The sequence below is a fragment of the Streptomyces sp. NPDC031340 genome, assembly GCF_055569945.1.
Window position 1 is genome coordinate 180,148 of record NZ_JBVIIE010000006.1, and the last position, 23,007, is coordinate 203,154.

Annotated in this window: 23 protein-coding genes; 8 read left to right on the top strand and 15 right to left on the bottom strand. The window is 71.4% G+C overall.

Features of this window, described 5'->3' with window-relative positions:
* Positions 1–171: 171 nt before the first annotated feature.
* Entirely contained in the window at positions 172–666 is a 495-nt protein-coding gene (locus tag ACZ5GT_RS06375) for a hypothetical protein (protein ID WP_469015279.1), read from the top strand.
* A 52-nt stretch (positions 667–718) separates the two neighbouring features.
* On the opposite strand, the gene ACZ5GT_RS06380 is transcribed toward ACZ5GT_RS06375, so the two are convergent.
* Together ACZ5GT_RS06380 and ACZ5GT_RS06385 are read right to left on the bottom strand one after the other, a co-directional pair.
* On the bottom strand, positions 719–2,080 hold the full coding sequence (locus ACZ5GT_RS06380; RefSeq protein WP_469015286.1) for a class I SAM-dependent RNA methyltransferase: 1,362 nt from the start codon (positions 2,078–2,080) through the stop codon (positions 719–721).
* A gap of 55 nt (positions 2,081–2,135) precedes the next feature.
* Positions 2,136–4,184, bottom strand: a complete 2,049-nt coding sequence (locus ACZ5GT_RS06385; protein ID WP_469015289.1) for an APC family permease — start codon at positions 4,182–4,184, stop codon at positions 2,136–2,138.
* 392 nt (positions 4,185–4,576) lie between these two features.
* Between ACZ5GT_RS06385 and ACZ5GT_RS06390 the strand changes: the two genes are divergently transcribed.
* Together ACZ5GT_RS06390 and ACZ5GT_RS06395 are read left to right on the top strand one after the other, a co-directional pair.
* Positions 4,577–5,248, top strand: a complete 672-nt coding sequence (locus ACZ5GT_RS06390; protein WP_469015449.1) for a potassium channel family protein — start codon at positions 4,577–4,579, stop codon at positions 5,246–5,248.
* Positions 5,248–5,925, top strand: a complete 678-nt coding sequence (locus ACZ5GT_RS06395; protein ID WP_469015293.1) for a potassium channel family protein — start codon at positions 5,248–5,250, stop codon at positions 5,923–5,925. The genes ACZ5GT_RS06390 and ACZ5GT_RS06395 overlap by 1 nt, the downstream gene beginning before the upstream one ends.
* An 87-nt stretch (positions 5,926–6,012) precedes the next feature.
* Here ACZ5GT_RS06395 and ACZ5GT_RS06400 read toward each other — a convergent pair whose 3' ends face one another.
* From ACZ5GT_RS06400 to ACZ5GT_RS06425, 6 genes are all read right to left on the bottom strand, one after another.
* Positions 6,013–6,792: a DUF3159 domain-containing protein gene (locus ACZ5GT_RS06400; protein WP_469015296.1), complete on the bottom strand. Its 780-nt coding sequence runs from the start codon at positions 6,790–6,792 to the stop codon at positions 6,013–6,015.
* Between the two features lie 3 nt (positions 6,793–6,795).
* Entirely contained in the window at positions 6,796–7,194 is a 399-nt protein-coding gene (locus ACZ5GT_RS06405; RefSeq protein ID WP_469015300.1) for an OB-fold nucleic acid binding domain-containing protein, read from the bottom strand.
* Between the two features lie 193 nt (positions 7,195–7,387).
* Complete coding sequence (locus tag ACZ5GT_RS06410) at positions 7,388–8,119, bottom strand: ABC transporter ATP-binding protein (protein ID WP_469015304.1); 732 nt, start codon at positions 8,117–8,119, stop codon at positions 7,388–7,390.
* Between the two features lie 120 nt (positions 8,120–8,239).
* Positions 8,240–8,998, bottom strand: coding sequence for a DUF3710 domain-containing protein (locus ACZ5GT_RS06415; protein WP_469015307.1), 759 nt, complete (start codon positions 8,996–8,998; stop codon positions 8,240–8,242).
* A gap of 1 nt (position 8,999) precedes the next feature.
* On the bottom strand, positions 9,000–9,551 hold the full coding sequence (gene dut, locus ACZ5GT_RS06420; RefSeq protein WP_469015314.1) for a dUTP diphosphatase: 552 nt from the start codon (positions 9,549–9,551) through the stop codon (positions 9,000–9,002).
* Positions 9,552–9,607: 56 nt separating this feature from the next.
* Positions 9,608–10,192: a PaaI family thioesterase gene (locus ACZ5GT_RS06425; protein ID WP_360757051.1), complete on the bottom strand. Its 585-nt coding sequence runs from the start codon at positions 10,190–10,192 to the stop codon at positions 9,608–9,610.
* Between the two features lie 58 nt (positions 10,193–10,250).
* Here ACZ5GT_RS06425 and ACZ5GT_RS06430 point away from each other — a divergent pair, with 58 nt between their 5' ends.
* A complete protein-coding gene (locus ACZ5GT_RS06430; RefSeq protein ID WP_469015322.1) occupies positions 10,251–10,715 on the top strand; it encodes a DUF3093 domain-containing protein in 465 nt (154 codons plus the stop codon).
* 4 nt (positions 10,716–10,719) lie between these two features.
* Here ACZ5GT_RS06430 and ACZ5GT_RS06435 read toward each other — a convergent pair whose 3' ends face one another.
* The 4 genes from ACZ5GT_RS06435 to ACZ5GT_RS06450 form a co-directional block, all read right to left on the bottom strand.
* Complete coding sequence (locus ACZ5GT_RS06435) at positions 10,720–11,637, bottom strand: hypothetical protein (RefSeq protein ID WP_469015329.1); 918 nt, start codon at positions 11,635–11,637, stop codon at positions 10,720–10,722.
* A 13-nt stretch (positions 11,638–11,650) separates the two neighbouring features.
* Positions 11,651–11,947, bottom strand: a complete 297-nt coding sequence (locus tag ACZ5GT_RS06440) for a DUF4193 domain-containing protein (protein WP_003997302.1) — start codon at positions 11,945–11,947, stop codon at positions 11,651–11,653.
* A gap of 404 nt (positions 11,948–12,351) precedes the next feature.
* The gene (locus ACZ5GT_RS06445; RefSeq protein WP_469015335.1) at positions 12,352–13,590 is read right to left on the bottom strand and encodes a sensor histidine kinase; all 1,239 of its coding nucleotides are present in this window, start codon (positions 13,588–13,590) and stop codon (positions 12,352–12,354) included.
* A 5-nt stretch (positions 13,591–13,595) separates the two neighbouring features.
* Positions 13,596–14,249 (bottom strand): response regulator transcription factor, encoded by a 654-nt coding sequence (locus tag ACZ5GT_RS06450; RefSeq protein WP_055494404.1) that lies wholly within the window; start codon positions 14,247–14,249, stop codon positions 13,596–13,598.
* 414 nt (positions 14,250–14,663) lie between these two features.
* On the opposite strand from ACZ5GT_RS06450, the gene ACZ5GT_RS06455 reads away from it, so the two are divergent.
* Positions 14,664–14,828 carry a hypothetical protein gene (locus ACZ5GT_RS06455; RefSeq protein ID WP_165954967.1) on the top strand — a complete coding sequence of 55 codons (165 nt, stop codon included), beginning with the start codon at positions 14,664–14,666 and terminating at the stop codon, positions 14,826–14,828.
* A gap of 164 nt (positions 14,829–14,992) precedes the next feature.
* Here ACZ5GT_RS06455 and ACZ5GT_RS06460 read toward each other — a convergent pair whose 3' ends face one another.
* A complete protein-coding gene (locus ACZ5GT_RS06460; protein WP_469015347.1) occupies positions 14,993–15,808 on the bottom strand; it encodes an inositol monophosphatase family protein in 816 nt (271 codons plus the stop codon).
* Positions 15,809–15,816: 8 nt separating this feature from the next.
* Complete coding sequence (locus tag ACZ5GT_RS06465; RefSeq protein ID WP_469015350.1) at positions 15,817–16,944, bottom strand: ferrochelatase; 1,128 nt, start codon at positions 16,942–16,944, stop codon at positions 15,817–15,819.
* Between the two features lie 169 nt (positions 16,945–17,113).
* Between ACZ5GT_RS06465 and ACZ5GT_RS06470 the strand changes: the two genes are divergently transcribed.
* From ACZ5GT_RS06470 to sepH, 3 genes are all read left to right on the top strand, one after another.
* Positions 17,114–18,352 carry an MFS transporter gene (locus tag ACZ5GT_RS06470; RefSeq protein WP_469015355.1) on the top strand — a complete coding sequence of 413 codons (1,239 nt, stop codon included), beginning with the start codon at positions 17,114–17,116 and terminating at the stop codon, positions 18,350–18,352.
* Positions 18,312–19,640 (top strand): D-arabinono-1,4-lactone oxidase, encoded by a 1,329-nt coding sequence (locus tag ACZ5GT_RS06475; protein WP_469015360.1) that lies wholly within the window; start codon positions 18,312–18,314, stop codon positions 19,638–19,640. The genes ACZ5GT_RS06470 and ACZ5GT_RS06475 overlap by 41 nt, the downstream gene beginning before the upstream one ends.
* A 478-nt stretch (positions 19,641–20,118) precedes the next feature.
* Complete coding sequence (gene sepH, locus ACZ5GT_RS06480) at positions 20,119–21,159, top strand: septation protein SepH (RefSeq protein ID WP_469015367.1); 1,041 nt, start codon at positions 20,119–20,121, stop codon at positions 21,157–21,159.
* A 316-nt stretch (positions 21,160–21,475) separates the two neighbouring features.
* On the opposite strand, the gene ACZ5GT_RS06485 is transcribed toward sepH, so the two are convergent.
* A complete protein-coding gene (locus ACZ5GT_RS06485; protein WP_469015372.1) occupies positions 21,476–22,984 on the bottom strand; it encodes an APC family permease in 1,509 nt (502 codons plus the stop codon).
* Positions 22,985–23,007 lie beyond the last annotated feature (23 nt).

Consider the following 23,007-nt stretch of genomic DNA (forward strand, 5'->3'; position numbering starts at 1 on the left):
TGTGCGAGGGGTGGAGCATGGCGTGGGCAGCGGTGGGCGGCATCGAGGCGCCTCAAGCCGGGAGACGGCAGGGAACTGCAGCGGTTCCGCTGGTGGCAGCTCCCCCTGCGCTCCCTGTTCTGGTTACGGCTTCCCGGTGCCGACGGGCACGCCCGGCTGCATGCCGTCGACGTGAGGCACTGGGCGCGGTTGGACAACGGCCGGATCCGGGCGCATCTGTTCCTGAACGGCAGGCACGTGGCCGAGTCGAAACTGCCTGCGGTCTTCCCCGTCGACGGGGGTGTCATCGAGGTGGCGATGAGTGCCTACGGCGTCAGGCGCTGCCACTACCGCCCCTTGGGCGGGCAGCCGTGTCAGCTCGCGCCCGACCCGGCCTCGGCGGAGGGACGGCGGGCCCGCTTCGGCGCCCGCCATCCGGGACTGAGCCGGGCGATCGGCATCGGATCGGCGCTGCTGCTCGTCATCGGAGTGGGCCTGAACCTGTTGCAGCTCGCCGAACCCCTCTCTCACATTCCTCCCGTCACTCAGCGGGTCGGGACGTTCGAAGCACCGATACACCTGCCGCTCTGGCTGAACCTCGCCCTGGGGGCCGGGGCCGTTCTGGCGAGCATGGAGCGCGCGCTCCGCCTGCGCTACTCCGCTCTGCTCGACGCGGCCGGCCACTGACCCCGCGAAGCCAGGAAGACACGACCACGCCGGCCCTCTTCGGCCGGCCAGTTCAGGACCCCTTGCCTGCGGGCTCGAGGATCGCCACGCACTCCACATGGTGCGTCATCGGGAACAGGTCGAACGCCCGCAGCGTCCGCACCCGGTAGCCGCCGTCCCGGAAGTACGCGAGGTCCCGGGCCAGGGCGGCCGGGTCACAGGCGACGTAGGCGATGCGGCGGGCGCCCAGGGAGGACAGGTGCTCCACCGTGCGGCGGCCCGCTCCCGCGCGAGGCGGGTCCAGGACGATCAGGTCGACCTCGGTGATGCCGGTGCGCGGCAGGACCGACTCGACCTTGCCGTGCTCGATGCGGACGCGGTCGAAGCCGGCGAGGTTGTGCCGGGCGTCCTCGACCGCGCGCTTGCCGGACTCGATACCGAGGACCGCGCCCTGGTCGCCGAGCCGGTCCGCGAGCGCGCCCGCGAACAGGCCGACGCCGCAGTACAGGTCGAGCGCCATCTCGCCCTTGCGCGGCAGCAGGCCCTGCATGACCGCGGTCACCAGGGTGTCCGCCGCCTTCGGATGGACCTGCCAGAAGCCGCCGCTGCCGACGCGGTAGGTGCGTCCGTCGGCGCGTTCGCGGACGAACGGGCGGCCGTGGACGCGGTGGACGCCGCCGTCCTTCTCCTCGACCCGCATCACCGACACCGGCCGGTCCAGCTCCACGATCGGCAGGCGGGCGCCCGGCTGCGGCGTGAGGATCACCTGCCGGTCCTGCGAGCCGGTCGCCGCGATCGCGTCCACCGACGCCATGCCGCTCCAGTCACGCTTCTCGATGCCCAGCTCGCTGACGCCCTCGGCGGCGATCATGCAGTGGTCGATCGGTTCCACCTCGTGCGAGCGGTGCCGGCGCAGACCGGCGTGCCCGTCGGCGTCGACCGCGTACTGCACGCGCGTACGCCACTGCGGCACCTGCCCGGCGGGCAGCTTGTCGCCCTCGGCCGGCACCACCGTGCCGTCCCAGCCGGCCTCCTCGGGGGTGAGACCGGCCAGGCGCCGGAGCTGCTCCTCGACGACCTCGCCCTTGAGCCGGCGCTGCGCCCCCGGCTTGGCGTGCTGCCAGTCGCAGCCGCCGCAGCGGCCGGGACCGGCGTAGGGGCAGGGCGCCTCGATGCGGTCCTTGGACGCCGACAGCACCCGCACGGCGTCCGCGCGCAGGAACCGGGCCCCCTCCTCGCCCTCGGTGACCCGGGCCACGACCCGTTCACCGGGCAGCGTGTGCCGGACGAACAGCACCTGCCCCTCGGACGTGCGGGCGATGCAGTGGCCGCCGTGGGCGACGGGGCCGACCTCGACCTCGTACTCCTCCCCCACGAGGGATCCGGGCGAGCCGGCCGGGGACCCCGCCTGCGAATTCTTCGGTTCTGCCTGCATGGCGGGGTGACTCCAGTAGCGAGAGGGGGAACGGGCGGGACAACAGCCCACCAGTCTACTTCGGCGCCGGTGTCTCCTTGGCCCGCTGCTGGGCCGGACCACGGCGCACCGAACCCGGCGCGTTCCACTCCTGCCGCCTGCGGGCGCGGAGCTTGGCCGCCTCGGAGGACTGCAGCTGGTAGGGGACGGAGGTGACCATCACGCCCGGCGTGAACAGCAGCCGGCCCTTCAGCCTGAGGGCGCTCTGGTTGTGCAGCAGGTGCTCGTACCAGTGGCCGACCACGTACTCGGGGATGATCACGGACACCGCGTCGCGCGGCGACTCGGCGCGCAGGCCCTTGACGTACTCGATGACCGGCCGGGTGATCTCCCGGTACGGCGAGTCGAGCACCTTCAGCGGTACGTCGATGCCGCGCTGCTCCCACTCCTCGCGCAGCAGCTTGGTCTCCGCCGGGTCGACGTTGACGCTGAGGGCCTCCAGGGTGTCCGAGCGCATCAGCTTGGCGTACGCCAGCGCCCGCAGCGTCGGCCGGTGGATCTTGGAGATCAGCACGACGGAGTGCACGCGGGACGGCCGCACGCTGTCGTCGCTGGGGCCCTCGGGGGCCGCGATCTCCTCCGACACCCGGTCGTAGTGCTTACGGATGGCCGTCATCGTCGCGTAGAAGATCACCATGCCGAGCAGGGCGACCCAGGCGCCGTGGGTGAACTTGGTGACCAGCACGACGACCAGCACCAGGCCGGTGAAGAAGGCGCCGAAGGTGTTGATCGCGCGCGAGCGCACCATGTGGCTGCGCCGGGCGGGGTCCTTCTCCACGGCCAGATGGCGGTTCCAGTGGCGGACCATGCCGGTCTGGCTGAGCGTGAAGGACACGAACACGCCGACGATGTAGAGCTGGATCAGCCGGGTGGAGTCGGCGCCGTAGATGACGACGAGCAGCATCGCCGCGCCCGCCAGGAGCACGATGCCGTTGGAGAAGGCGAGCCGGTCGCCGCGGGTGTGCAGCTGGCGGGGCAGGTAGCGGTCCTGGGCGAGGATCGAGCCGAGCACCGGGAAGCCGTTGTAGGCGGTGTTGGCGGCCAGGAACAGCACCAGGGCGGTGGCCGCGGCGAGCACCACGAACAGGAAGCTGCCCTTGCCGAAGACGGCCTCGGCGACCTGGGTGATCACCGGGTTCTGCACATAGCCGGCGCCGACCCCGACGCCGTTCTTCAGCAGGTCGGTCGCCGGGTTCTCGGCCATCCTGACCTTGGTGGTCAGGGCGAGGACGATGATGCCGCAGAACATGGTCACCGCCAGCAGGCCCATCATCGCCAGCGTGGTCGCCGCATTCCTCGACTTGGGCTTGCGGAAGGCGGGGACGCCGTTGGAGATCGCCTCGACGCCGGTGAGCGCGGCGCAGCCGGAGGAGAAGGCGCGCAGCATCAGGAAGACCAGCGCGAACCCGGCGAGCCCCTGGTGCTCGGCCCGGATCGTGTACTCGGAGGTCGGCGCCCGCATGCTGTCGCCGAGGACGAGTCCGCGGAACGCGCCCCACGCGATCATGATGAAGACGCCCGCGACGAAGACGTACGTCGGGATCGCGAAGAGCTTGCCGGACTCCTTCACGCCGCGCAGGTTCATCAGCGTCAGCAGCACGATCACGGAGACCGCGCAGGCCACCTTGTGCTCGACGACGAACGGGATCGCGGAGCCGAGGTTCTCGATGCCGGAGGCGATCGAGACGGCGACGGTGAGGACGTAGTCGACGAGCAGGGCGCTGGCGACGGTCAGACCCGCGCGGGGGCCGAGGTTGGTGGTCGCCACCTCGTAGTCGCCGCCGCCGCTGGGGTAGGCGTGCACGTTCTGCCGGTAGGAGGCGACCACCGTGAACATGAGCACGACGACGGCGAGCGCGATCCAGGGGCTGAAGTGGTACGCCGACACGCCCGCGATGGACAGGACCAGCAGCACCTCCCCCGGGGCGTACGCCACGGAGGACAGCGGGTCGGAGGCGAAGACGGGTAGGGCGATGCGCTTCGGCAGGAGGGTTTCCCCCAGCCGATCGCTGCGCAGTGCGCGCCCGATGAGAATCCGCTTGGGCACGTCGGTCAGTTTGGACACAACAGAGCATCGTAGGCGTTCGAACGAGTGACCAGCCACCCGCCACCCCGCATCTGCCCACCGGGTGAAAACGGGGCCGTCCCGGCTGCGGATTCCGCAGCCGACGGCACCCGCATGCCTATATGACAAACCCCCGCTCGTTTACCGGCCCTTGCCGCCACCAGGAGGTCCCATGCCCAGCACCGCAGAGCTGATCGGCGCCGCGACGGCCCTCCTCGGCCTCGGAATCCTGACACTTGCGAGCGTCCGCAGCATCAGCCGCCGCTGACCGTCACCGCCCCGAGGGGCAACCACGCACGGGGGTGCCGCCGTCCTACCGCGCGTGTGTAGCTTGGGCGTCGGTCTGAGAACCTGATGTGACCGAGCAGTATCTGGAAACCGGAAGGACGGTCGTGCACATCGTCATCATGGGCTGCGGAAGAGTAGGTTCCGCTCTCGCCCATACGCTGGAGCAACAGGGGCACACGGTCGCCGTCGTCGACCAGGACCCCACCGCCTTCCGTCGTCTCGGCCCCGGCTTCGGCGGCCGCCGGGTGACCGGGGTCGGCTTCGACCAGGACACCCTGCGCGAGGCCGGCATCGAGGAGGCCGGCGCCTTCGCCGCCGTCTCCAGCGGCGACAACTCCAACATCATCGCGGCGCGCGTGGCCCGCGAGATGTTCGGCGTGGAGAACGTCGCCGCCCGTATCTACGACCCCCGCCGCGCCGAGGTCTACCAGCGCCTGGGCATTCCCACGGTGGCGACCGTCCGCTGGACGGCCGACCAGATGCTGCGCAGGCTGCTCCCCTCGGGCGCCGAGCCGCTGTGGCGCGACCCCACCGGGGGCGTCCAGCTCGCCGAGGTGCACACCTCCCCGGCCTGGGTCGGCCACAAGATCAGCAAGCTGCAGGAGGAGACGGGCGTCCGGGTGGCGTTCCTGACCCGCCTCGGCGAGGCGATCCTGCCGTCCTCGCAGACGGTGCTGCAGGAGGGCGACCTGGTGCACGTGATGATGCGCACCGACGAGGTCCACAAGGTCGAGGCGGCGTTCGCCAAGGGTCCCGAAGAGGAGGGCGGTCACTGATGCGGGTCGCCATTGCCGGTGCCGGCGCGGTCGGCCGCTCGATCGCGGGCGAGCTGCTGGAGAACGGCCACGAGGTCCTGCTCGTCGACAAGGCGCCGACCGCCATCTCGGTCGAGCGCGTCCCGCAGGCGGAGTGGCTGCTCGCCGACGCCTGCGAGATCACATCCCTGGACGAGGCGGCCCTCCAGCGCTGCAACGTCGTGATCGCCGCGACCGGCGACGACAAGGTCAACCTGGTCGTCTCGCTGCTGGCGAAGACGGAGTACGGCGTGCCGCGGGTGGTCGCCCGCGTGAACAATCCGAAGAACGAGTGGCTGTTCAACGAGGCGTGGGGCGTGGACGTCGCCGTGTCGACCCCGCGTCTGATGTCGGCGCTGGTCGAGGAGGCGGTGAGCGTCGGTGACCTGGTCCGCCTGCTCCGCTTCAGCCACGGCGACGCCAACCTGGTCGAGCTGACCCTGCCGGAGGAGTCGGCGCTGGCCGGCACGCAGGTCGGCGACGTGGAGTGGCCCGAGGACACCTCCCTGGTGACCATCATCCGCGGCACCCGCGTGCTGACCCCGTCCCGCGACGACTCCCTGGAGCCGGGCGACGAGCTGCTGTTCGTCGCCGCGCAGGCCCGCGAGGAGCAGTTGGAGGACCTGCTGTCGGTGCGGCGGAAGGACACCGCGGGCTGAGCGCCGCGGCCGGTACGTGTACGCGTGAGGGGCGCCCGGAGATCCGGGCGCCCCTCACGCACGTCGTACACCTGGTCGTACCGGCGCCTACGGCTCCCGGCGGTGCCGTCCGCTCGTGGTCTCCCCGCGCTCCGGCGCCGCCGCGTCCGCCTCCTGCTCGGCCTTCCGCTCCCGCTCGGCCTTCTCCTCCGCCTCCATCTCGGCGAAGACGTCGATGGGAGCGGGCGCCTTGGCGAGGAACACCCAGGTCAGCCATACGGCGAGCAGGAAGGGCGGGATCTTCAGCGCGACCAGGACCCAGCCCAGCTGCGTGGTGTCGGCCCACCAGTACAGCGGGAAGAGGATCGCGCACTTGGCGAGCAGGATCAGTCCCCAGGCCCAGCTGGCCTTCGCGTAGGCGGCCTTGCGGCCCGGGTTGCGGGTGCGCCAGGAGAGGTTCTCCTTGAAGACCGGGCCGAGCATGAGGCCGATCAGCGGCACACCGGCCAGCGTCGTGATGATGTACGTCAGCGCCAGGCCCAGCGTGTACAGCATGCCGGGCAGGTAGAAGTCCTTGGCGTTGCCCGTCATCATCGCGAAGACCACGCCGAAGACCACGCCGAAGACGCCGCTGAAGGCGTGCTTGACGGTGTCCCGCATGGCCAGCCGGACCACCACCAGCAGCAGGGACACGGCGAGGGCGGCGATGGCCGACCAGTGCAGGTCCTTGTTGATGGTGAAGATGGTGACGAACAGGAGGCCGGGCAGCACCGTCTCGACCATGCCCCGGACACCGCCGAACGCCTCGAAAAGCGCGGCCTCGGTCACCGCCCGGGCGTCGTCCTGCTGAGTGGTGTCTTCGGTCGTCGGCTTGTCGAGTGACGTCACCGGCTACTCCCGTCCGAGGGGTCTCAGTTCGTATTTGGGGTTGAACAGCACCCGGCGGCCCCGGCTCATCGAGATCCGGCCCGATGCGATCAGCCTGCGCCCCGGCTCTATCCCCACTATGGAACGCCTGCCGAGCCACACCACGTCCAGGGAGCCGGTGCCGTCGAACAGCTCGGCCTCCAGGGCCGGTACCCCGGCCCGCGGGCGCAGCGTGACCGTGCGCAAGGTACCAGTAACCGAGACGACCTGTCGGTCGCCGCAGTCACCGATCCGGGTGCAACCCGCCGTCTCGGCGTCCTCCCGCAGCTCCTCCGACTCCAGGTCCTCCTGGGACGAGGAGAGCCGGTCGAGCATGCGCCGGAACCGGCCCACCGGCTTTTCGGAACGAGGAACAGCACTCATGTCTGAAGCCTACCGGGGTGCACTGACGGTTACGTACCCGCCGTGCGCCGCCCCGAACCGGCGCGTACGGGCCGTACGCCGCCGTCTGTCGAACCGGTGGCCCTGTCCCGCCCTGTACGGAAATGCCGGGAACGTGACGGATCAGACTCCACCATACGGGCCGGCCGCGTCCCGCACATCCGCCCGGTGGTCGTCAGCGTTCGACGATCTCGCCGTCGCTCAGTTCCAGCACCCGGTCGGCCAGGTCGAGCAGGTTGGCGTCGTGCGTGGCGACGAGCACGCAGGGCGGCCCCTCCGCCCGGCCGAAGCCGAGCGCGGGCGACTGCTCGCTGTGCACGACGGCCCGCAGCAGTTCCATGACGTGGTGGCCGGTCTCCGCGTCCAGCTGGCCGGTGGGCTCGTCGGCGACGATCAGGGCGGGGCCGTTGGCGAGCGCGCGGGCGATGGCGACGCGCTGCTGCTGGCCGCCGGACAGCTCGCCGGGGCGCTGCGCCGCGTGGTCGGCCAGACCGACCAGGGACAGCAGCAGCTGCACGCGCTCCTCGCGTTCTCGCTGGTCGGTCCGGCGCAGCCGCATCGGGACGCCGACGTTCTCGGCGGCGGTGAGGATCGGGATGAGTCCGAAGGACTGGAAGACGAAGCCGACGCGGTCGCGGCGCAGCGCGAGCAGCCCGTCCTCGTCCAGCCCGGCCAGGTCCAGTCCGTCGACCTCGACGCGTCCGGCGTCGGGCGCGTCGAGTCCGCCGACGATGTTCAGCAGTGTCGTCTTCCCGGATCCGGAGCGTCCTTTGAGGGCGACGAGTTCGCCGCGCGCCACCTCGAAGGAAACTCCACGCAGGGCGTGCACGGCGGCGGCTCCGTGGCCGTAGGACTTGTGGACGTCCTCGACGCGCACCATGGTCCCGGTGAGCACCCGGCTGCTCATGTCGCCTCCCCCGTCGGCCCGGCGCCAGTATCGCCGTCCGTCGCCCGCCCGTTCAACGGCTGTGCGCACGAAGAAAGGCCGCACCCGACGACGGGTGCGGCCCTCTGACACCTGTTACGGCTACCGGACCTCGGTGATCTCCGGTCCGCGCTGGAGCTGACCCATGCCACCGGCGAAGCGGGAGCCCTCCTCCTGCTGGACGCCCTCGGGCACCATCTGGGCGTCGTTCGGCAGCTGCAGGACGATCGGGTCGCGGGGCGCCATCGGGCCGTCGCCGCGGACCACGACCGTGTCCCGGAAGATCTGCTCGAGCAGGCCGGCCGCCTGCGGCTGCACCGCGCCCTGACCCGAGATCACCCCGCGCAGGAACCAGCGGGGACCGTCCACGCCGACGAACCGTACGACCTGGAAGCCGCCGGTGCCGTCCGGCAGCTGCACCGGGACCTGAGCGCGCAGCTCCCAGCCCAGCGGCCCCTCGCTCTCGTCGACGATGCCGCCCTGCTGGGTGATGCCGGTGGCGATCTCCTCGCGCACCTCGCCCCAGATGCCCTCGCGCTTCGGTGCGGCGAAGGCCTGGAGCTGGATGGCGCTGTCGCGCAGCACGACGGTCGCCGCGACGATCGCGTCGCCCGCGACCTCGACCCGCAACTCCATGCCGTCCACGCCCGGCACGAACAGCCCGCCGAGGTCCACCCGGCCCTCGTCGGGCCGGCTGACCTCGGAGCTGTCCCAGGGCCCTTCGGGCCGCGGTCCCGGCGCGAGCCTCACGCGCTCGCGCTCGACCTCGTCGTCCGCCTCAGCGTCGACACTGTCGACGACCTGCTCGGCCTCGCCGGCCGCGTCCTCGGCGGCATCCCTCTTCTTGCGACGTCCGAACACGTCACTGTCCTTCCCGGTCGGATACGACCGAAGCGTATCGATTCCCACCCGCCTGGCCGCCCACGGCGGCCTGACCGCTTGTGCCGCTTTTCCCGCCCACCGCGGCGTGACCGCCCGTGGACCCGAAGCCCCCTTCGGCCCGCGCCGAGCCGGGAAGCTCCGCCACCTCCTGGAAGCGGACCCTCTCGACCTGCTGGACCACCAGTTGGGCAATCCGGTCGAAGCGCTCGAACCGCACAGGCTCGTGCGGGTCGAGATTCACCACGATCACCTTGATCTCCCCACGGTACCCGGCATCAACCGTCCCCGGGGCATTCACGAGGGCGACACCGCAGCGGGCGGCGAGACCGGATCGCGGGTGCACGAAGGCCGCGTACCCCTCGGGAAGCGCGATGGACACACCCGTGGGCAGCACGGCCCGCTCCCCCGGCCGCAGTTCGCGGGCGACGGTGGTGCGCAGATCGGCTCCCGCGTCACCGGGGTGCTCGTACGCCGGAAGCGGTACGTCCGGTTCGACGCGTCGGATCAGCACGTCCACGGGTCCACGGCTCACGGGACCACGGCTCTCGGGTTCGCGGCTCTCTGATTCGCTGCTCACGGATTCGCTGCTCACGGGTTCACCTCGAAGGCGCGGGCCCGCCGGAGCTGGTCCGGGTCGTCCATGGCCGCCTGGATCTCCTCCTTGCGGCCGTGGTCGACGAAGTGGTCGACCTTGACCTCGATGAAGAGGGCGTCGGCGCGGACGGCGACGGGTCCGTCGGGGCCGCCGATCCGCCCGGTGGCGGTCGAGTAGATCTTGCGGCCCGCCACCGCGGTGACCTCGGCCTCCAGATAGAGCACCGTGCCCACCGGGACGGGGCGCACGAAGTCGGTCTCCAGCCGCCCGGTCACGGCGATGGTCCGCAGCAGCCAGTTCAGCGAGCCGAGGGTCTCGTCGAGCGCGGTGGCCAGCACCCCGCCGTGCGCGAGGCCGGGCGCGCCTTGATGGGCGGGCTGCACCGTGAACTCGGCGGTGATGCGGACGCCCTCGCCGGCCCGGGCCGCCAGGTGCAGCCCGTGCGGCTGGTCGCCGCCACAGCCGAAACACTGTCCGTAATGGGCGCCGAGAAGCTCGCCGGGCGCGGGGGCGTCGGGATGGCGCACGGGTGTCACCGCGTCGGCGGGAGGCTTCAGAGCTGCGGAAGTACCACTCACAGCCGCAGACCTTACCCGCGAGTCGGCGGGTTCCGGACACCGTGCCAAGCTTGGCTTCATGCAGCTCTCCGCCGCCCCTTACGAAGAACGCCTCACCGCCCCCCGCGCCTGGTGGCTGGTGTCGGTCCTGGCCGGGTGCGCCCTGGCCCTGATCCTGCTGCCGTTCGGCACCCTGCCGATGCTGGGCGGCCTGGTGGGCGGCACCGCCGCGGCGGCGGTCGTGGCGAGCTCCTACGGTTCGGTCCGGGTCCGCGTGGTGGGCGGTTCGCTGATCGCGGGCGAGGCGAAGATCCCGGTGACGGCGCTGGGCGAGGCGGAGGTCCTGGACGCGGAGCAGGCCCGGGCCTGGCGTACCCACAAGGCGGACACCCGCGCCTTCATGCTGCTGCGCGCCTACATCCCCACGGCGCTGCGCGTGGAGGTCACCGACCCCGAGGACCCGACGCCGTACCTGTATCTGTCGACGCGGGAGCCGGAGCGGCTGGCGCAGGCGCTGAAGGCGGCCCAGGAGGCCGCGCGGTAGGGGCTCAGCGCCCGAGTTCCTTCCCGAGCTCCTCCGGCGTCAGCGGGTCCGCCGGCTGCTCCAGGGGCGGCAGTTCCGGCAGCGCTTCCCAGGGCACCTGGATGCGTCTGAGGTCGGCGCGGACGCGGGCCGCGAGCTTTCTGGTGTCCCGGCGGTTCATCAGGGCGCCCACGGCGGCTCCCACCATGAAGGGCATCAGGTTCGGCAGGTCGCGCACCAGGCGCCGCATGATCTGCTGCCGCAGCCGCTGTTTCAGGCCGCTGTTGACCGCTCCGCCGTAGGTCGACGGCTTCGTCACGTCGATCCCGCGCTCTCCCGACCAGGCGTCGAGGTAGGCGGCGGTGCGCTGCGTCAGGTTCCCGGGCGGTCGTACGCCGTACACCTCGTGCAGCTCGGCGATCAGTTTCAGTTCTACGGCCGCGACGCCGGTGATCTCCGCGGCCAGCTCCGTCGGCATCGCGGGCGGCACGGGCAGCATCGCTGCGGCTCCGACGCCCGCTCCGACCGTCGAGGTGCCCAGCGCCGCGCCCGCGACGAGCTTGTCGGCGAGTTGTTCGGGCCCCAGATCGGGGAACTGCTTGCGGAGGGTCGCGAGGTCCCGTACGGGGATCCGCGGGGCGTTCTCGACGACCCGGTCGGTGAGGTACGCAAGGGCCGCCCTGGCGCGGCTGCCGCCCTTGCGGACGCCTTCCCGGGCCGTGTCACGTATCGCCGCCGCCCGCCGCCGTGCGACGGGCGCGGGGTCGGTCGGCGGCGCCAGGGAAGCCGTGCCGTCGGCCGGTTCGAGCGAGGCCCCCGCGGTCCCTGGGGTACCGGAAGGGCCTCGCTCTTGGTCACGCGCGCCGTGAGGACCGTCGGACGGTCCGTGGTCCGCTCCCGGCAGGGGGGAGCGGCGCTTCCGAGGAGGGGTCGAGCCGGTCACGGCCGACCCGTCCTCAGTCGCAGTCGCGGCAGATCGGCTGACCGTTCTTCTCCCGGGCCAGCTGGCTGCGGTGGTGCACCAGGAAGCAGCTCATGCAAGTGAACTCGTCCTGCTGCTTGGGCAGTACCCGGACGGCCAGCTCTTCGTTCGAGAGGTCCGCGCCGGGCAGTTCCAGTCCTTCCGCGGCCTCGAACTCGTCGACGTCCACCGAGGAGGTCGACTTGTCGTTCCGCCGGGCCTTGAGTTCTTCAAGGCTGTCCGAGTCGACGTCGTCGTCGGTCTTGCGTGGGGTGTCGTAATCCGTTGCCATGTCGCTCTCCCCCTCTGGGTGTCTGCAGTGTCTCCAGCGCACGTAACGCGTGAGAGGCCGGACTTGTGCCCGACCCGAGGCGGAGATTTTGCCTCACATCAAGGTCTGTTACTCAATCGACACCCAACCGGACTCCTCAAGAGTGATCGGCTTGGATGGCGAACCGGACCGTACACGGTCCCTGTGCCACTCTTCAAAGGCGTCTCACCCTGTACTTCCCGTGATCACGACCCTCGAAAACCCGGATTTTCCACGCTTTCCGGCAGGTGTTGAGATCACTGAGAGTAGATGGCCGGAAATTCGCCCTTGTGATCGATCACACACAGTACCGCCGGGTGAGCGCCCGGGAAATTCCGCGCAAAGCGAACATCCCCGGTCTCCGGCGGCGTGGCGGCGGCATGATCTCAGACCGGCAGGGTGACGCGCATCACGAGACCGCCGCCCTCGCGCGGCTGCGCCGAGATGTGCCCGCCGTGCGCCCGGGCCACCGAGCGGGCGATGGACAGTCCCAGGCCGACGCCCTTGTCGCTGCCGGTGCGGTCCGTCCGCAGCCGTCTGAAGGGCTCGAAGAGGTTGTCGACCTCGTACGCCGGCACCACCGGGCCGGTGTTCGCCACCACCAGGACCGCCTGGCCGTGCTGCACGTCGGTCGTCACGTCGACCCAGCCGCCCTCCGGCACGTTGTACCGCACGGCGTTCTGCACCAGGTTCAGCGCGATGCGCTCCAGCAGTACGCCGTTGCCCTGGACGACCGCCGGCTTCTGCTCGCCGCGGATCACCACGCCCTTGGCCTCCGCCTCCGCGTGCACCTGGTCGATGGCCTGCCCGGCGACCTCGGCGAGGTCGACCGGTTTTCGCTCGACGATCTGGTTGTCGCTGCGGGCGAGCAGCAGCAGCCCCTCGACGAGCTGTTCGCTGCGCTCGTTGGTCGCCAGCAGCGTCTTGCCGAGCTGCTGGAGCTCCACCGGCGCGTTCGGGTCGGACAGGTGCACCTCGAGGAGGGTGCGGTTGATCGCCAGCGGGGTTCTCAGCTCGTGCGAGGCGTTGCCGACGAAACGCTGCTGCGCCGTGAAGGCCCGCTGCAGGCGCTCCAGCATGTCGTCGAAGGTGTCGGCCAGCTCCTTCAGCTCGTCGTCCGGGCCGTCCAGCTCGATACGGCGGGACAGGTCCGAGCCGGCCACCGCGCGGGCGGTCCGGGTGATCCGGCCGAGCGGCGACAGGACACGGCCTGCCATGGCGTAGCCGAAGGCGAAGGCGATCACCGCCAGGCCCAGCAGGGCCAGCAGGGAACGGCTGAGCAGGTCGTCGAGGGCGTGCTGGCGCTGGACCGCCTCGCACTGCTTCAGCACCGCGTTCAGCTCGCTGTCCGGCGCCGTGTTCAGCGCGGGGCAGGTGGAGCTGGTGATGTCCAGGTTGCTTCCGGTCACCGAGAAGGACTGGCCGCTGCCCTCGTGCAGGGCCTGGGCCGCCAGCAGGTAGATGATCGACAGCAGCAGGATCCCGGCGATCAGGAACATGCCGCCGTACAGCAGCGTGAGCCTTATCCGGATGGTCGGGCGCAGCCAGGGGAACGGGGGCTCCGGCCGCCTGGGGTCCCAGGTGGGTTTCGGGGGCGCCTGGGGAGGCGCGGGAGTCGCCGCCACGGGGATCAGATCCGGTATCCGGAGCCGGGCACGGTGACGATGACGGGCGGCTCGCCCAGCTTGCGGCGCAGGGTCATCACGGTCACCCGCACCACGTTGGTGAACGGGTCGGTGTTCTCGTCCCAGGCCTTCTCCAGGAGCTGCTCCGCGGAGACGACCGCGCCCTCGCTGCGCATCAGCACCTCCAGGACGGCGAACTCCTTGGGGGCGAGCTGGACCTCCTTGCCCTCGCGGAAGACCTCACGGCGGTTGGGGTCGAGCTTGATCCCGGCGCGCTCCAGGACCGGCGGCAGGGGCACGCTGGTGCGCCGGCCGAGGGCCCGCACGCGCGCGATCAGCTCGCTGAAGGCGAACGGCTTCGGCAGGTAGTCGTCGGCGCCGATCTCCAGTCCCTCGACCCGGTCGCTGACGTCGCCGGACGCGGTGAGCATCAGCACGCGGGTGGGCATGCCCAGCTCGACGATCTTCCGGCAGACGTCGTCCCCGTGGACCAGCGGGAGGTCGCGGTCCAGGACGACCACGTCGTAGTCGTTGACGCCGATGCGCTCCAGGGCGGCCGCGCCGTCGTACACGACGTCGACGGCCATGGCCTCCCGGCGCAGTCCGGTGGCCACCGCATCGGCGAGCAGCTGCTCGTCCTCGACGACGAGTACGCGCACGTCGCTGTCCTTCCTGTGTCCACCCGCGTAGCGCCTGACGGGCGCGCGCGGGCAGGGGTCTTCATGGGTGTGTGCCTCCATCCTGCCCTTTTCGGTCATAAGTCGGCTGTAAGGCGGGTGGCCCCGGAACGAAGGGCGGGCGGGCGATCCGGGAATGCGAGATTTTCTCGTCGGGTTGAGGTTTCCGCGGGAGAAACGGCGGGGAGGACGGTTCATACCCCGCGATCACGCTCTGCTAGTGCCGCAACACCATGCGGCACGGCGCCATCCGCTTTCCGCAGAGCGGGCGTGGGTGTCCGGCACCGTCGCCGCCCGGCTGGGGCAGCGCTGGGCATCCACCGCAGACGTGATCGTCCCTTCCGAACGGCACACCCCCGTGCCACCGACCCACGACCCAGGACGAGGGGGCGCAGCATGGACGCATTCACCGCAGGACTTCTGCAGCGCATAAAGGCGACCGAGTCCGACCTCACGCGGGCTCGCGACGAGGGCGACGACTTCCTCGTCGAGGTTGAGCAGGGCGAACTCGACGACCTGCGCCGCCTCGCCGCCGAACACGGTGTGGAGGTCGGCGCCTAGCGTCTGATCGCTTCGTGAGCACCACCCGCTTCGTGAGCACCACGCGAAGCACGACCGAGCCCCCGGCGAATCCAGCGCCGGGGGCTCGGTCGTGCCCGGGTACCCCGTGAGTGCGGCCCGCAGTCGCTTCCCCTGCCGACGGCAGAGGTCCGCGGACGCCCGGTTCAGTCGTGCCAGGCGCCGAAGTCGTCCAGGAGTTGCTGGAGGGGCTCGAAGACGCCGGGGGTCGCCGCTACCGCGAGGTCGCGTGCCGGGGGTTCTCCGGGGCGTCCGCCGGTCAGGGCGCCCGCTTCCCGGGCGATGAGGTCGCCCGCCGCGATGTCCCACGCGTTGAGGCCGCGTTCGTAGTAGCCGTCGAGGCGGCCGGCCGCCAGGTCGCACAGGTCGACCGCGGCCGATCCGCCGCGCCGGATGTCACGCAGCAGCGGGATCAGCCGGCCGGCCACCTCGGCCTGGTGGGTGCGGACCTCGGTGACGTAGTTGAAGCCGGTGGAGACCAGGGCCTGGTCCAGGGGCGGCGCCGGGCGGCAGGACAGGCGGCGCTCGCCCTCCCAGGCGCCGGTGGCCCAGGCTCCGCCGCCGCGCACCGCGTGGAACGTCTCGCCGCGCATCGGGACGGCGACGACTCCGACGACGGTCTCGCCGTCCTGCTCGGCGGCGATGGAGACGGACCAGGTGGGCAGGCCGTAGAGGTAGTTGACCGTGCCGTCGAGCGGGTCGATCACCCAGCGGACGCCGCTGGTGCCGTCGGTGGCGGCGCCCTCCTCGCCGAGGAAGCCGTCGTCCGGGCGCTGTGCGGAGATCAGGCCGGTGATCAGCTTCTCGGCCGCGATGTCCATCTCGGTGACGACGTCGATCGGGCTGGACTTGGTGGCGGCGACCGCGAGGTCGGCCGGGCGGCCGTCGCGCAGCAGCTCACCGGCGCGGCGGGCGGCCTCCTGGGCGCACCGCAGGAGTTCTTCGTGCAAGGGTTCGGTCACGGGGTTCCTCACGCGTAGGGGCTGTCGGCGCCCGCGGCGGCCGGGCGGGGGGCCCGGCCGGGGCAGCAGCCCGCCGGGCAGAGGTCGTGGCTCGCGCCGAGCCCGCCCAGGGCGCAGGGGGTGACCGGCTCGCCGCGTTCGGCGGACGCGCGCTCCAGGATCAGCTCGCGGACGGCGGCGGCGAAGCGCGGGTCGGCCCCCACGGTGGCCGAGCGGCGTACCGGCAGGCCCAGCTCGCGGGCCTTGTCCGTGGCTTCGGTGTCGAGGTCGTAGAGGACCTCCATGTGGTCGGAGACGAAGCCGATGGGGGCCATGACGACGGCGGGGACGCCGGCCGCGTGCCGTTCCTCGAGGTGGTCGCAGATGTCGGGCTCCAGCCACGGGATGTGCGGGGCGCCGGAGCGGGACTGGTAGACCAGCTGCCAGGGGTGGTCGACGCCGGTGCGCTCGCGGACCGCGTCGGCGATCAGCCGTGCCACCTCCAGGTGCTGCCTGACGTACGCGCCGCCGTCGCCGTGGCCCTCGACCGGGCCGGAGGTGTCGGCGGAGGCCGTGGGGATGGAGTGGGTGGTGAAGGCGATGTGCGCGCCGTCCCGGACGTCCTCGGGGAGGTCGGCGAGGGAGCGCAGGACGCCGTCGATCATGGGTTCGACGAAGCCGGGGTGGTTGAAGTAGTGCCGCAGCTTGTCGATCCGCGGCGGGTCGATGCCCTCGGCCTCCAGGGCGGCCAGCGCGTCGGCGAGGTTCTCCCGGTACTGGCGGCAGCCCGAGTAGGAGGCGTAGGCGCTGGTGGCCAGGACGAGGATGCGGCGGCGGCCGTCGGCGGCCATCTCGCGCAGGGTGTCCGTCAGGTACGGCGCCCAGTTGCGGTTGCCCCAGTGGACCGGCAGGTCCAGGCCGTGCGCGGCGAAGTCCTCACGGAGGGCGTCCAGCAGGGCGCGGTTCTGCGCGTTGATCGGGCTGACCCCGCCGAACCGGAAGTAGTGCTGCCCGACTTCCTTGAGGCGTTCCTTGGGGATGCCCCGCCCGCGCGTCACGTTCTCCAGGAACGGGACCACGTCGTCCGGGCCTTCCGGGCCGCCGAAGGAGAGCAGCAGCAGGGCGTCGTAGGGGGTGGCATCGAGCGCGTCTGACATGGGTCGATCCTGCCACCCGGCACCGACAGCCGGAAAACGGTGGACCGCCCGGTGCATCGGGGTGTCCTGACTCGTAAGCTGTATCGACGCTAGTCGCACCTTACTGAGCCACCCTCGTCCACACCGCGTCGAGCTTTCGCCGCGGGTGGCCGGACCCATCGGAGTTCCCGTGCCCAGCCCTTACCGCGCTCTGTTCGCCGCTCCCGGCTCGCTGGGTTTCTCCGCCGCGGGTCTCGTCGGACGGATGCCGCTGTCGATGATGGGCATCGGCGTGGTCACGATGATCTCCCAGATCACCGGGCGCTACGGGCTGGCCGGCGCCCTGTCGGCCACCATCGCGCTGGCCGCGGCGGCGCTCGGGCCGCAGATCTCCCGGCTGGTGGACCTGCACGGCCAGCGCAGGGTGCTGCGCCCGGCGACGCTGGTGGCGCTCACGGCCGCGGCCGGGCTGCTGCTGGCCGCGTACTTCGGCTGGCCGGACTGGGTGCTGTTCGTGTGCGCGGCCGGCATCGGTTCGGTGCCGAGCCTCGGCGCGATGGTCCGTGCCCGCTGGGCGGCCCTGTACCGGGGCACCCCGCAACTGCACACCGCCTACTCGTTCGAGTCGGTGGTGGACGAGCTGTGCTTCATCATCGGGCCGATCATCTCCATCGGCCTGTCCACGGCCTGGTTCCCGGAGGCCGGTCCGCTGCTCGCCGCCTGCTTCCTGGCGGCCGGCGTCTTCTGGCTGACCGCCCAGCGGGCCACCGAGCCCGCGCCGCACCCGCGTGAGCACCACGGCGGCGGCACCGCCCTGCGCTCCCCCGCCCTTCAGGTCCTGGTGGCCACCTTCGTGGCGACCGGGGCGATCTTCGGCGCGGTCGACGTGGTCACCGTGGCCTTCGCCGACGAGCGGGGCCACAAGAGCGCCGCGAGCGTCGTGCTGGCGCTGTACGCGGCCGGTTCCTGCGTCGCGGGGATCGTGTTCGGGCTGCTGCGCCTGAAGGGAGCCCCGGCTCGGCGCTGGCTGCTGGGCGTGTGTGCGACGGCCGTGAGTATGATCCCCCTCCTACTGGTCGGGAACTTGCCGTTTCTGGCCGTGGCGCTCTTCGTCTCGGGTCTGTCCATCGCTCCCACGATGATCACGACGATGTCCCTGGTCGAGGAGCACGTACCACGCGCGCAGTCGACCGAGGGCATGACCTGGGTGAGCACCGGGCTCGCGGTCGGCGTCGCGCTCGGTTCGTCGGCGGCCGGCTGGGTCATCGACGCGGCCGGAGCGCGGGCCGGGTACGGGGTTCCGGCGGTGTCCGGGGCCGTCGCGGTCGCGGTCGGTTTCCTGGGGTACCGCCGGCTCAGCAGGCCGGCTCCGCGTCGGGGAGGCACCGTTGAGCAGCACAGCGAGCGGCAGGAACGGCACGTGGCGTAACTGGGGCGGCAACGTCGCCGCGCGTCCCGCGCGGGAGGTCACCCCGGCTTCCGTCGAGGAGCTGGCCGCGGCCGTGCGGGAGGCGGCCGAGGACGGCCTGCCGGTGAAGGCGGTCGGCACCGGGCACTCCTTCACCTCCATCGCCGCCACCGACGGCGTGTTGATCCGCCCTCAGCTGCTGACCGGCATCCGCAAGATCGACCGGGACGCCATGACGGTCACGGTCGAGGCCGGCACCCCGCTCAAGAGACTCAACATGGCTCTCGCCCGCGAGGGCCTGTCGCTCACCAACATGGGCGACATCATGGAGCAGACGGTCTCCGGAGCCACCAGCACCGGCACCCACGGCACCGGCCGCGAGTCCGCCTCGATCGCCGCCCAGATCAAGGGACTCGAGCTGGTCACGGCCGACGGCTCGGTGCTCACCTGCTCCGAGAAGGGGACCGCCGAGGAACGCGACGTCTTCGCGGCCGCCCGCATCGGCCTGGGCGCCCTCGGCATCGTCACGGCGATCACCTTCGCCGTGGAGCCGATCTTCCTGCTCACCGCGCGCGAGGAGCCGATGCCCCTCGACCGGGTCCTCGCCGAGTTCGACCAGCACTGGGCGGAGAACGAGCACTTCGAGTTCTACTGGTTCCCCCACACCGGCAACACCAATACCAAGCGCAACAACCGCAGCGCGGGCCCGGAGAAGCCGGTGGGCCGGGTCGCCGGCTGGCTCGAGGACGAGTTCCTGTCCAACGGCGTCTTCCAGGTGGCCCAGTGGGTCGGCCGCGCGGCGCCGGCGACCGTCCCGTCGATCGCCCGGATCTCCAGCAGGGCGCTGTCGGCGCGCACGTACACCGACATCCCCTACAAGGTCTACACATCGCCGCGCCGGGTGCGGTTCGTGGAGATGGAGTACGCCGTCCCGCGCGAGGCCCTGACCGAGGTGCTGCGGGAACTGCGGGCGATGGTCGACCGCTCCGGGTTCAGGATCAGCTTCCCCGTCGAGGTGCGCACGGCCCCGGCCGACGACATCACGCTGTCGACCGCGTCCGCCCGGGACAGCGCCTACGTCGCCGTACACATGTTCCGCGGCACGCCCTATCAGGCGTACTTCACCGCGGCCGAGCGGATCTTCACCGCGCACGAGGGCCGGCCGCACTGGGGCAAGCTGCACACGCGCGACGCGGAGTACTTCGCCGGCGTCTACCCGCGCTTCGGCGAGTTCACCGCGCTGCGGGACCGGCTCGACCCGGACCGCCGCTTCCAGAACGCCTACCTGCGCAGGGTGTTGGGCGCCTAGGTGCGCTGTCCGGCGGATCATGCCGGGCAGGCCTTAGCGGCCAACCCGCGGTAACGGAAGGGTCGTGCGGGCGAAACCTTCGGTTCCGCTTCTGACGCTCGCGTGAAATACGCCACGTTCAAGATCCAGAAACCCGCTCAACGGACGGCTTCAGGCCATTTCTTGCCAGAAGTTGGGCGGCGCGCCAATCCACGCAGGTGGTCCGAATGGAGTACTGTTGCGAGCCCTGGGTCCGGTCTCCCGCCAGGGCGTCCGGGGCCTTGCCGGACCGCCGGGAGGGGGCGAGTTGCACAGGGTGACGGAGTTGGTCACTTAGCGTTGCAAAGAGGTAACCGTGCCATAACGGCGATCAAGGGCCCGCGCCCGACACGCCGGGCAACACGGCAAGGTTGTGGCAGGCTGCACCCGGGCAGGCCACACTCGACTAGCGGAAGCAGCGACGCACGTGACGTCGGCAGGCACCACCCGGGAGGTCCCCATGCCCGAACTGCGTGTCGTGGCCGTCTCGAATGACGGCACACGGCTGGTGCTGAAGGCTGCCGACTCAACGGAGTACACGCTTCCGATCGACGAGCGGTTGCGTGCCGCCGTTCGCGGCGACCGGCCCCGCCTCGGCCAGATCGAGATCGAGGTGGAGAGCCACCTCCGCCCCCGTGACATCCAGGCGCGGATACGTGCCGGTGCCACCGCGGAAGAGGTCGCGCAGATGGCCGGCATCCCGGTGGACCGGGTACGCCGTTTCGAGGGGCCGGTGCTCGCGGAGCGCGCCTTCATGGCCGAGCGGGCCCGCAAGACGCCCGTGCGCAGGCCCGGCGAGAACGCGGCCGGACCGCAGCTCGGCGAGGCCGTCCAGGAAAGGCTGCTGCTGCGCGGCGCCGAGAAGGACACCGTGCAGTGGGACTCCTGGCGCCGCGACGACGGCACCTGGGAGGTCATGCTGGTCTACCGGGTCGCGGGCGAACCCCACTCGGCGAGCTGGACGTACGACCCGCCCCGGCGGCTCGTCCAGGCCGTCGACGAGGAGGCGCGCTCGCTGATCGGCGAGTCCGACGACCTCGCCGCGCCGGAGCCCAGCTTTCCCTTCGTGCCGCGCATCGCACGGCTGCCGCGCGACCGCCCGCTGGACCGCCCCGACCGGGAACGGCCGAGCCTGCCCGCGCAGGCGTCCGAACCCGCCGAGGAGAGCACCGGCGAACGGGACTCGCTGACCAGCCTGTTGGAGGCGGTACCGAGCTTCCGCGGCGACCTGGTGGTCCCGGAGCGGCCGTCGGACACCTCGTCGGAGGAGCCTCCCGCCGAACCGGCGGAGGAGGAGCCCCCGGCCCCCGCGGCCTCCGCGGGCGCCGGCTCCGCCTACGCGGACGTCCTCATGCCCCGGTCCGTCGGCAGCCACCGCGAGCGCCTCGTCGGCTCCACCGACCGCCAGGCGGAGGCCGACGGCGTCCGCCCCGGCCGCCGGGCGGCGGTCCCGAGCTGGGACGAGATCGTGTTCGGCACGCGCCGCAAGAAGCAGGAGTAGCCGGCCGCACCGAGCGGTACGACATGACGAGGGCCGCGCCGTCGGGCGCGGCCCTCGTCATGTCGTCGGAGCCCGAGGTCGCCAGGGCTGAGAGACCGTCAATTCACTGGCGCACAGGGCCGGTCGAGATGATGGTGGGGACATCCTCAATCGGTCTTCGAGGAGTTGTTCGCCCGGCAGCCGGAACGTCCAGCACGCTCCGCGCCGGTGGCGACGCTCTACCGCCGGACGACGAGACCGCGTCGGTGAACACGGCCCGGCCACGCCGAGCGCTTCGGTGCGGGAAGGGACGAGGTACTGCGGACCTGATCCGTCGTCACCGCCCGTGACCTTCTTCCGTCCCTGCTGCGAGGGCCGCGTCCGGTCGGCGGGCGACCAGCACGCCCACGGCTCCGACGGCGAGCAGGACGCCGACCGTGCCGAGGGTGAAGAGCTCGAACGACACACGGGAGACTCCCCACACGTCCCGGAAGTCGTAGTCGATGCCGAACAGCCCCTCCAGCACACCGGGGAAGAGCGCCGACCACGATCCGACCGCGATCCAGGCGTAGACGAGGCCCGCGCACACCAGGAAGCCGGCGCTGCCGAAGGGCACGCGGTAGGGGCGGTGGACGTCGGGGCGTCGCAGCCGCAGCACGACCAGGGCGGGGACGATCACGAGGTAGGACAGCAGCAGGGTGGTGACGGCGACCGTGAGGACCACCGAGAACACGGCGGCGGCGTCGCCGTCGGCCAGCCGCATGGCGGCGAGCATGAAGAGGGTGGCGACGACCCCGGACAGCAGGTTGGTGCGCACGGGGGTGCCCAGCCGGGGATGGAAGGCACCGAGTGCGCGGGAGAAGAACCCGCCGTCGGCCGCGGCCATGGCCTGCATGCGGTCGCTGACGATCATCCATGCGCTGCCCTGGGTGAGGAGGGCGAAGACGAACATGACGGCGGTGAGGGTCAGCAGCGGGCCGCCGGCGCCACCGTAGATGCCGAAGACCAGGCGGGCGCCTTCCATGAATCCGCCGATGCCGGTGACCTGGTCGGCGGGGACGACGGCGAGGAGGGCGAGGACGGGCAGCACGTAGCAGCCCGCGGCGACGGCCGCGGACCGGCCGAGCGCGGCCGGCACGTCACGCTGGGGGTCCTTCATCTCCTCACCGGCGGCGTTCGGGGCCTCGAATCCGACGTAGGCGAACAGCAGGATCGGCACCAGGGCGAGGAACCCGGCCGTGCTGGGCGTGAAGCGGGCGTCGTCCAGGCCGTGGAAGCCGTGGCGGACCCCGTACAGGACAGCGGTGGCCGTGAAGAGGACGAGGGAGAAGACCTTCACCATGGCGCCCGCGGTGGTGATCCACTTGCCGCGGCGCAGGGACACCACGGCGGTCAGGATGGCGATCCAGACGAACGAGAGCTTGAAGGCGTAGTCGGCGACCGTGCCGGAGCCGAGGGGGAAGACGAAGCCGTCCCAGGTCTCGGCGGCGAGGAAGACCAGCGAACCGCCCAGCCAGATGGGGTTGGTGACCCAGTAGAGCAGGGTGGTGAGGGCGGCGGCCGTACGGCCGAAGGCGAGCTTCACCCAGACGTACGGCCCTCCCTCCTGGGGGAAGGCGGCGCCGGTCTCGGCGAAGAGCAGGGCGTAGGGGATCAGGAAGAACAGGGCGATGGCGGCTGTCCAGGTGGCGGCCTCACCGCCGCCGGTGGCGATCTGCCCGACGGTGTCGAAGGAGATCACCGCTGCGATGCCCATGGCGGTGATGTCGAAGCGCCGCAGGCTGCGCTTGAGGTGGGTGGCGGCCTCGGGCGCACGCGCTTCGGTCGTCGAGGGATGAATGGACACGGGCAGTTCCTCGGGGATGTGTG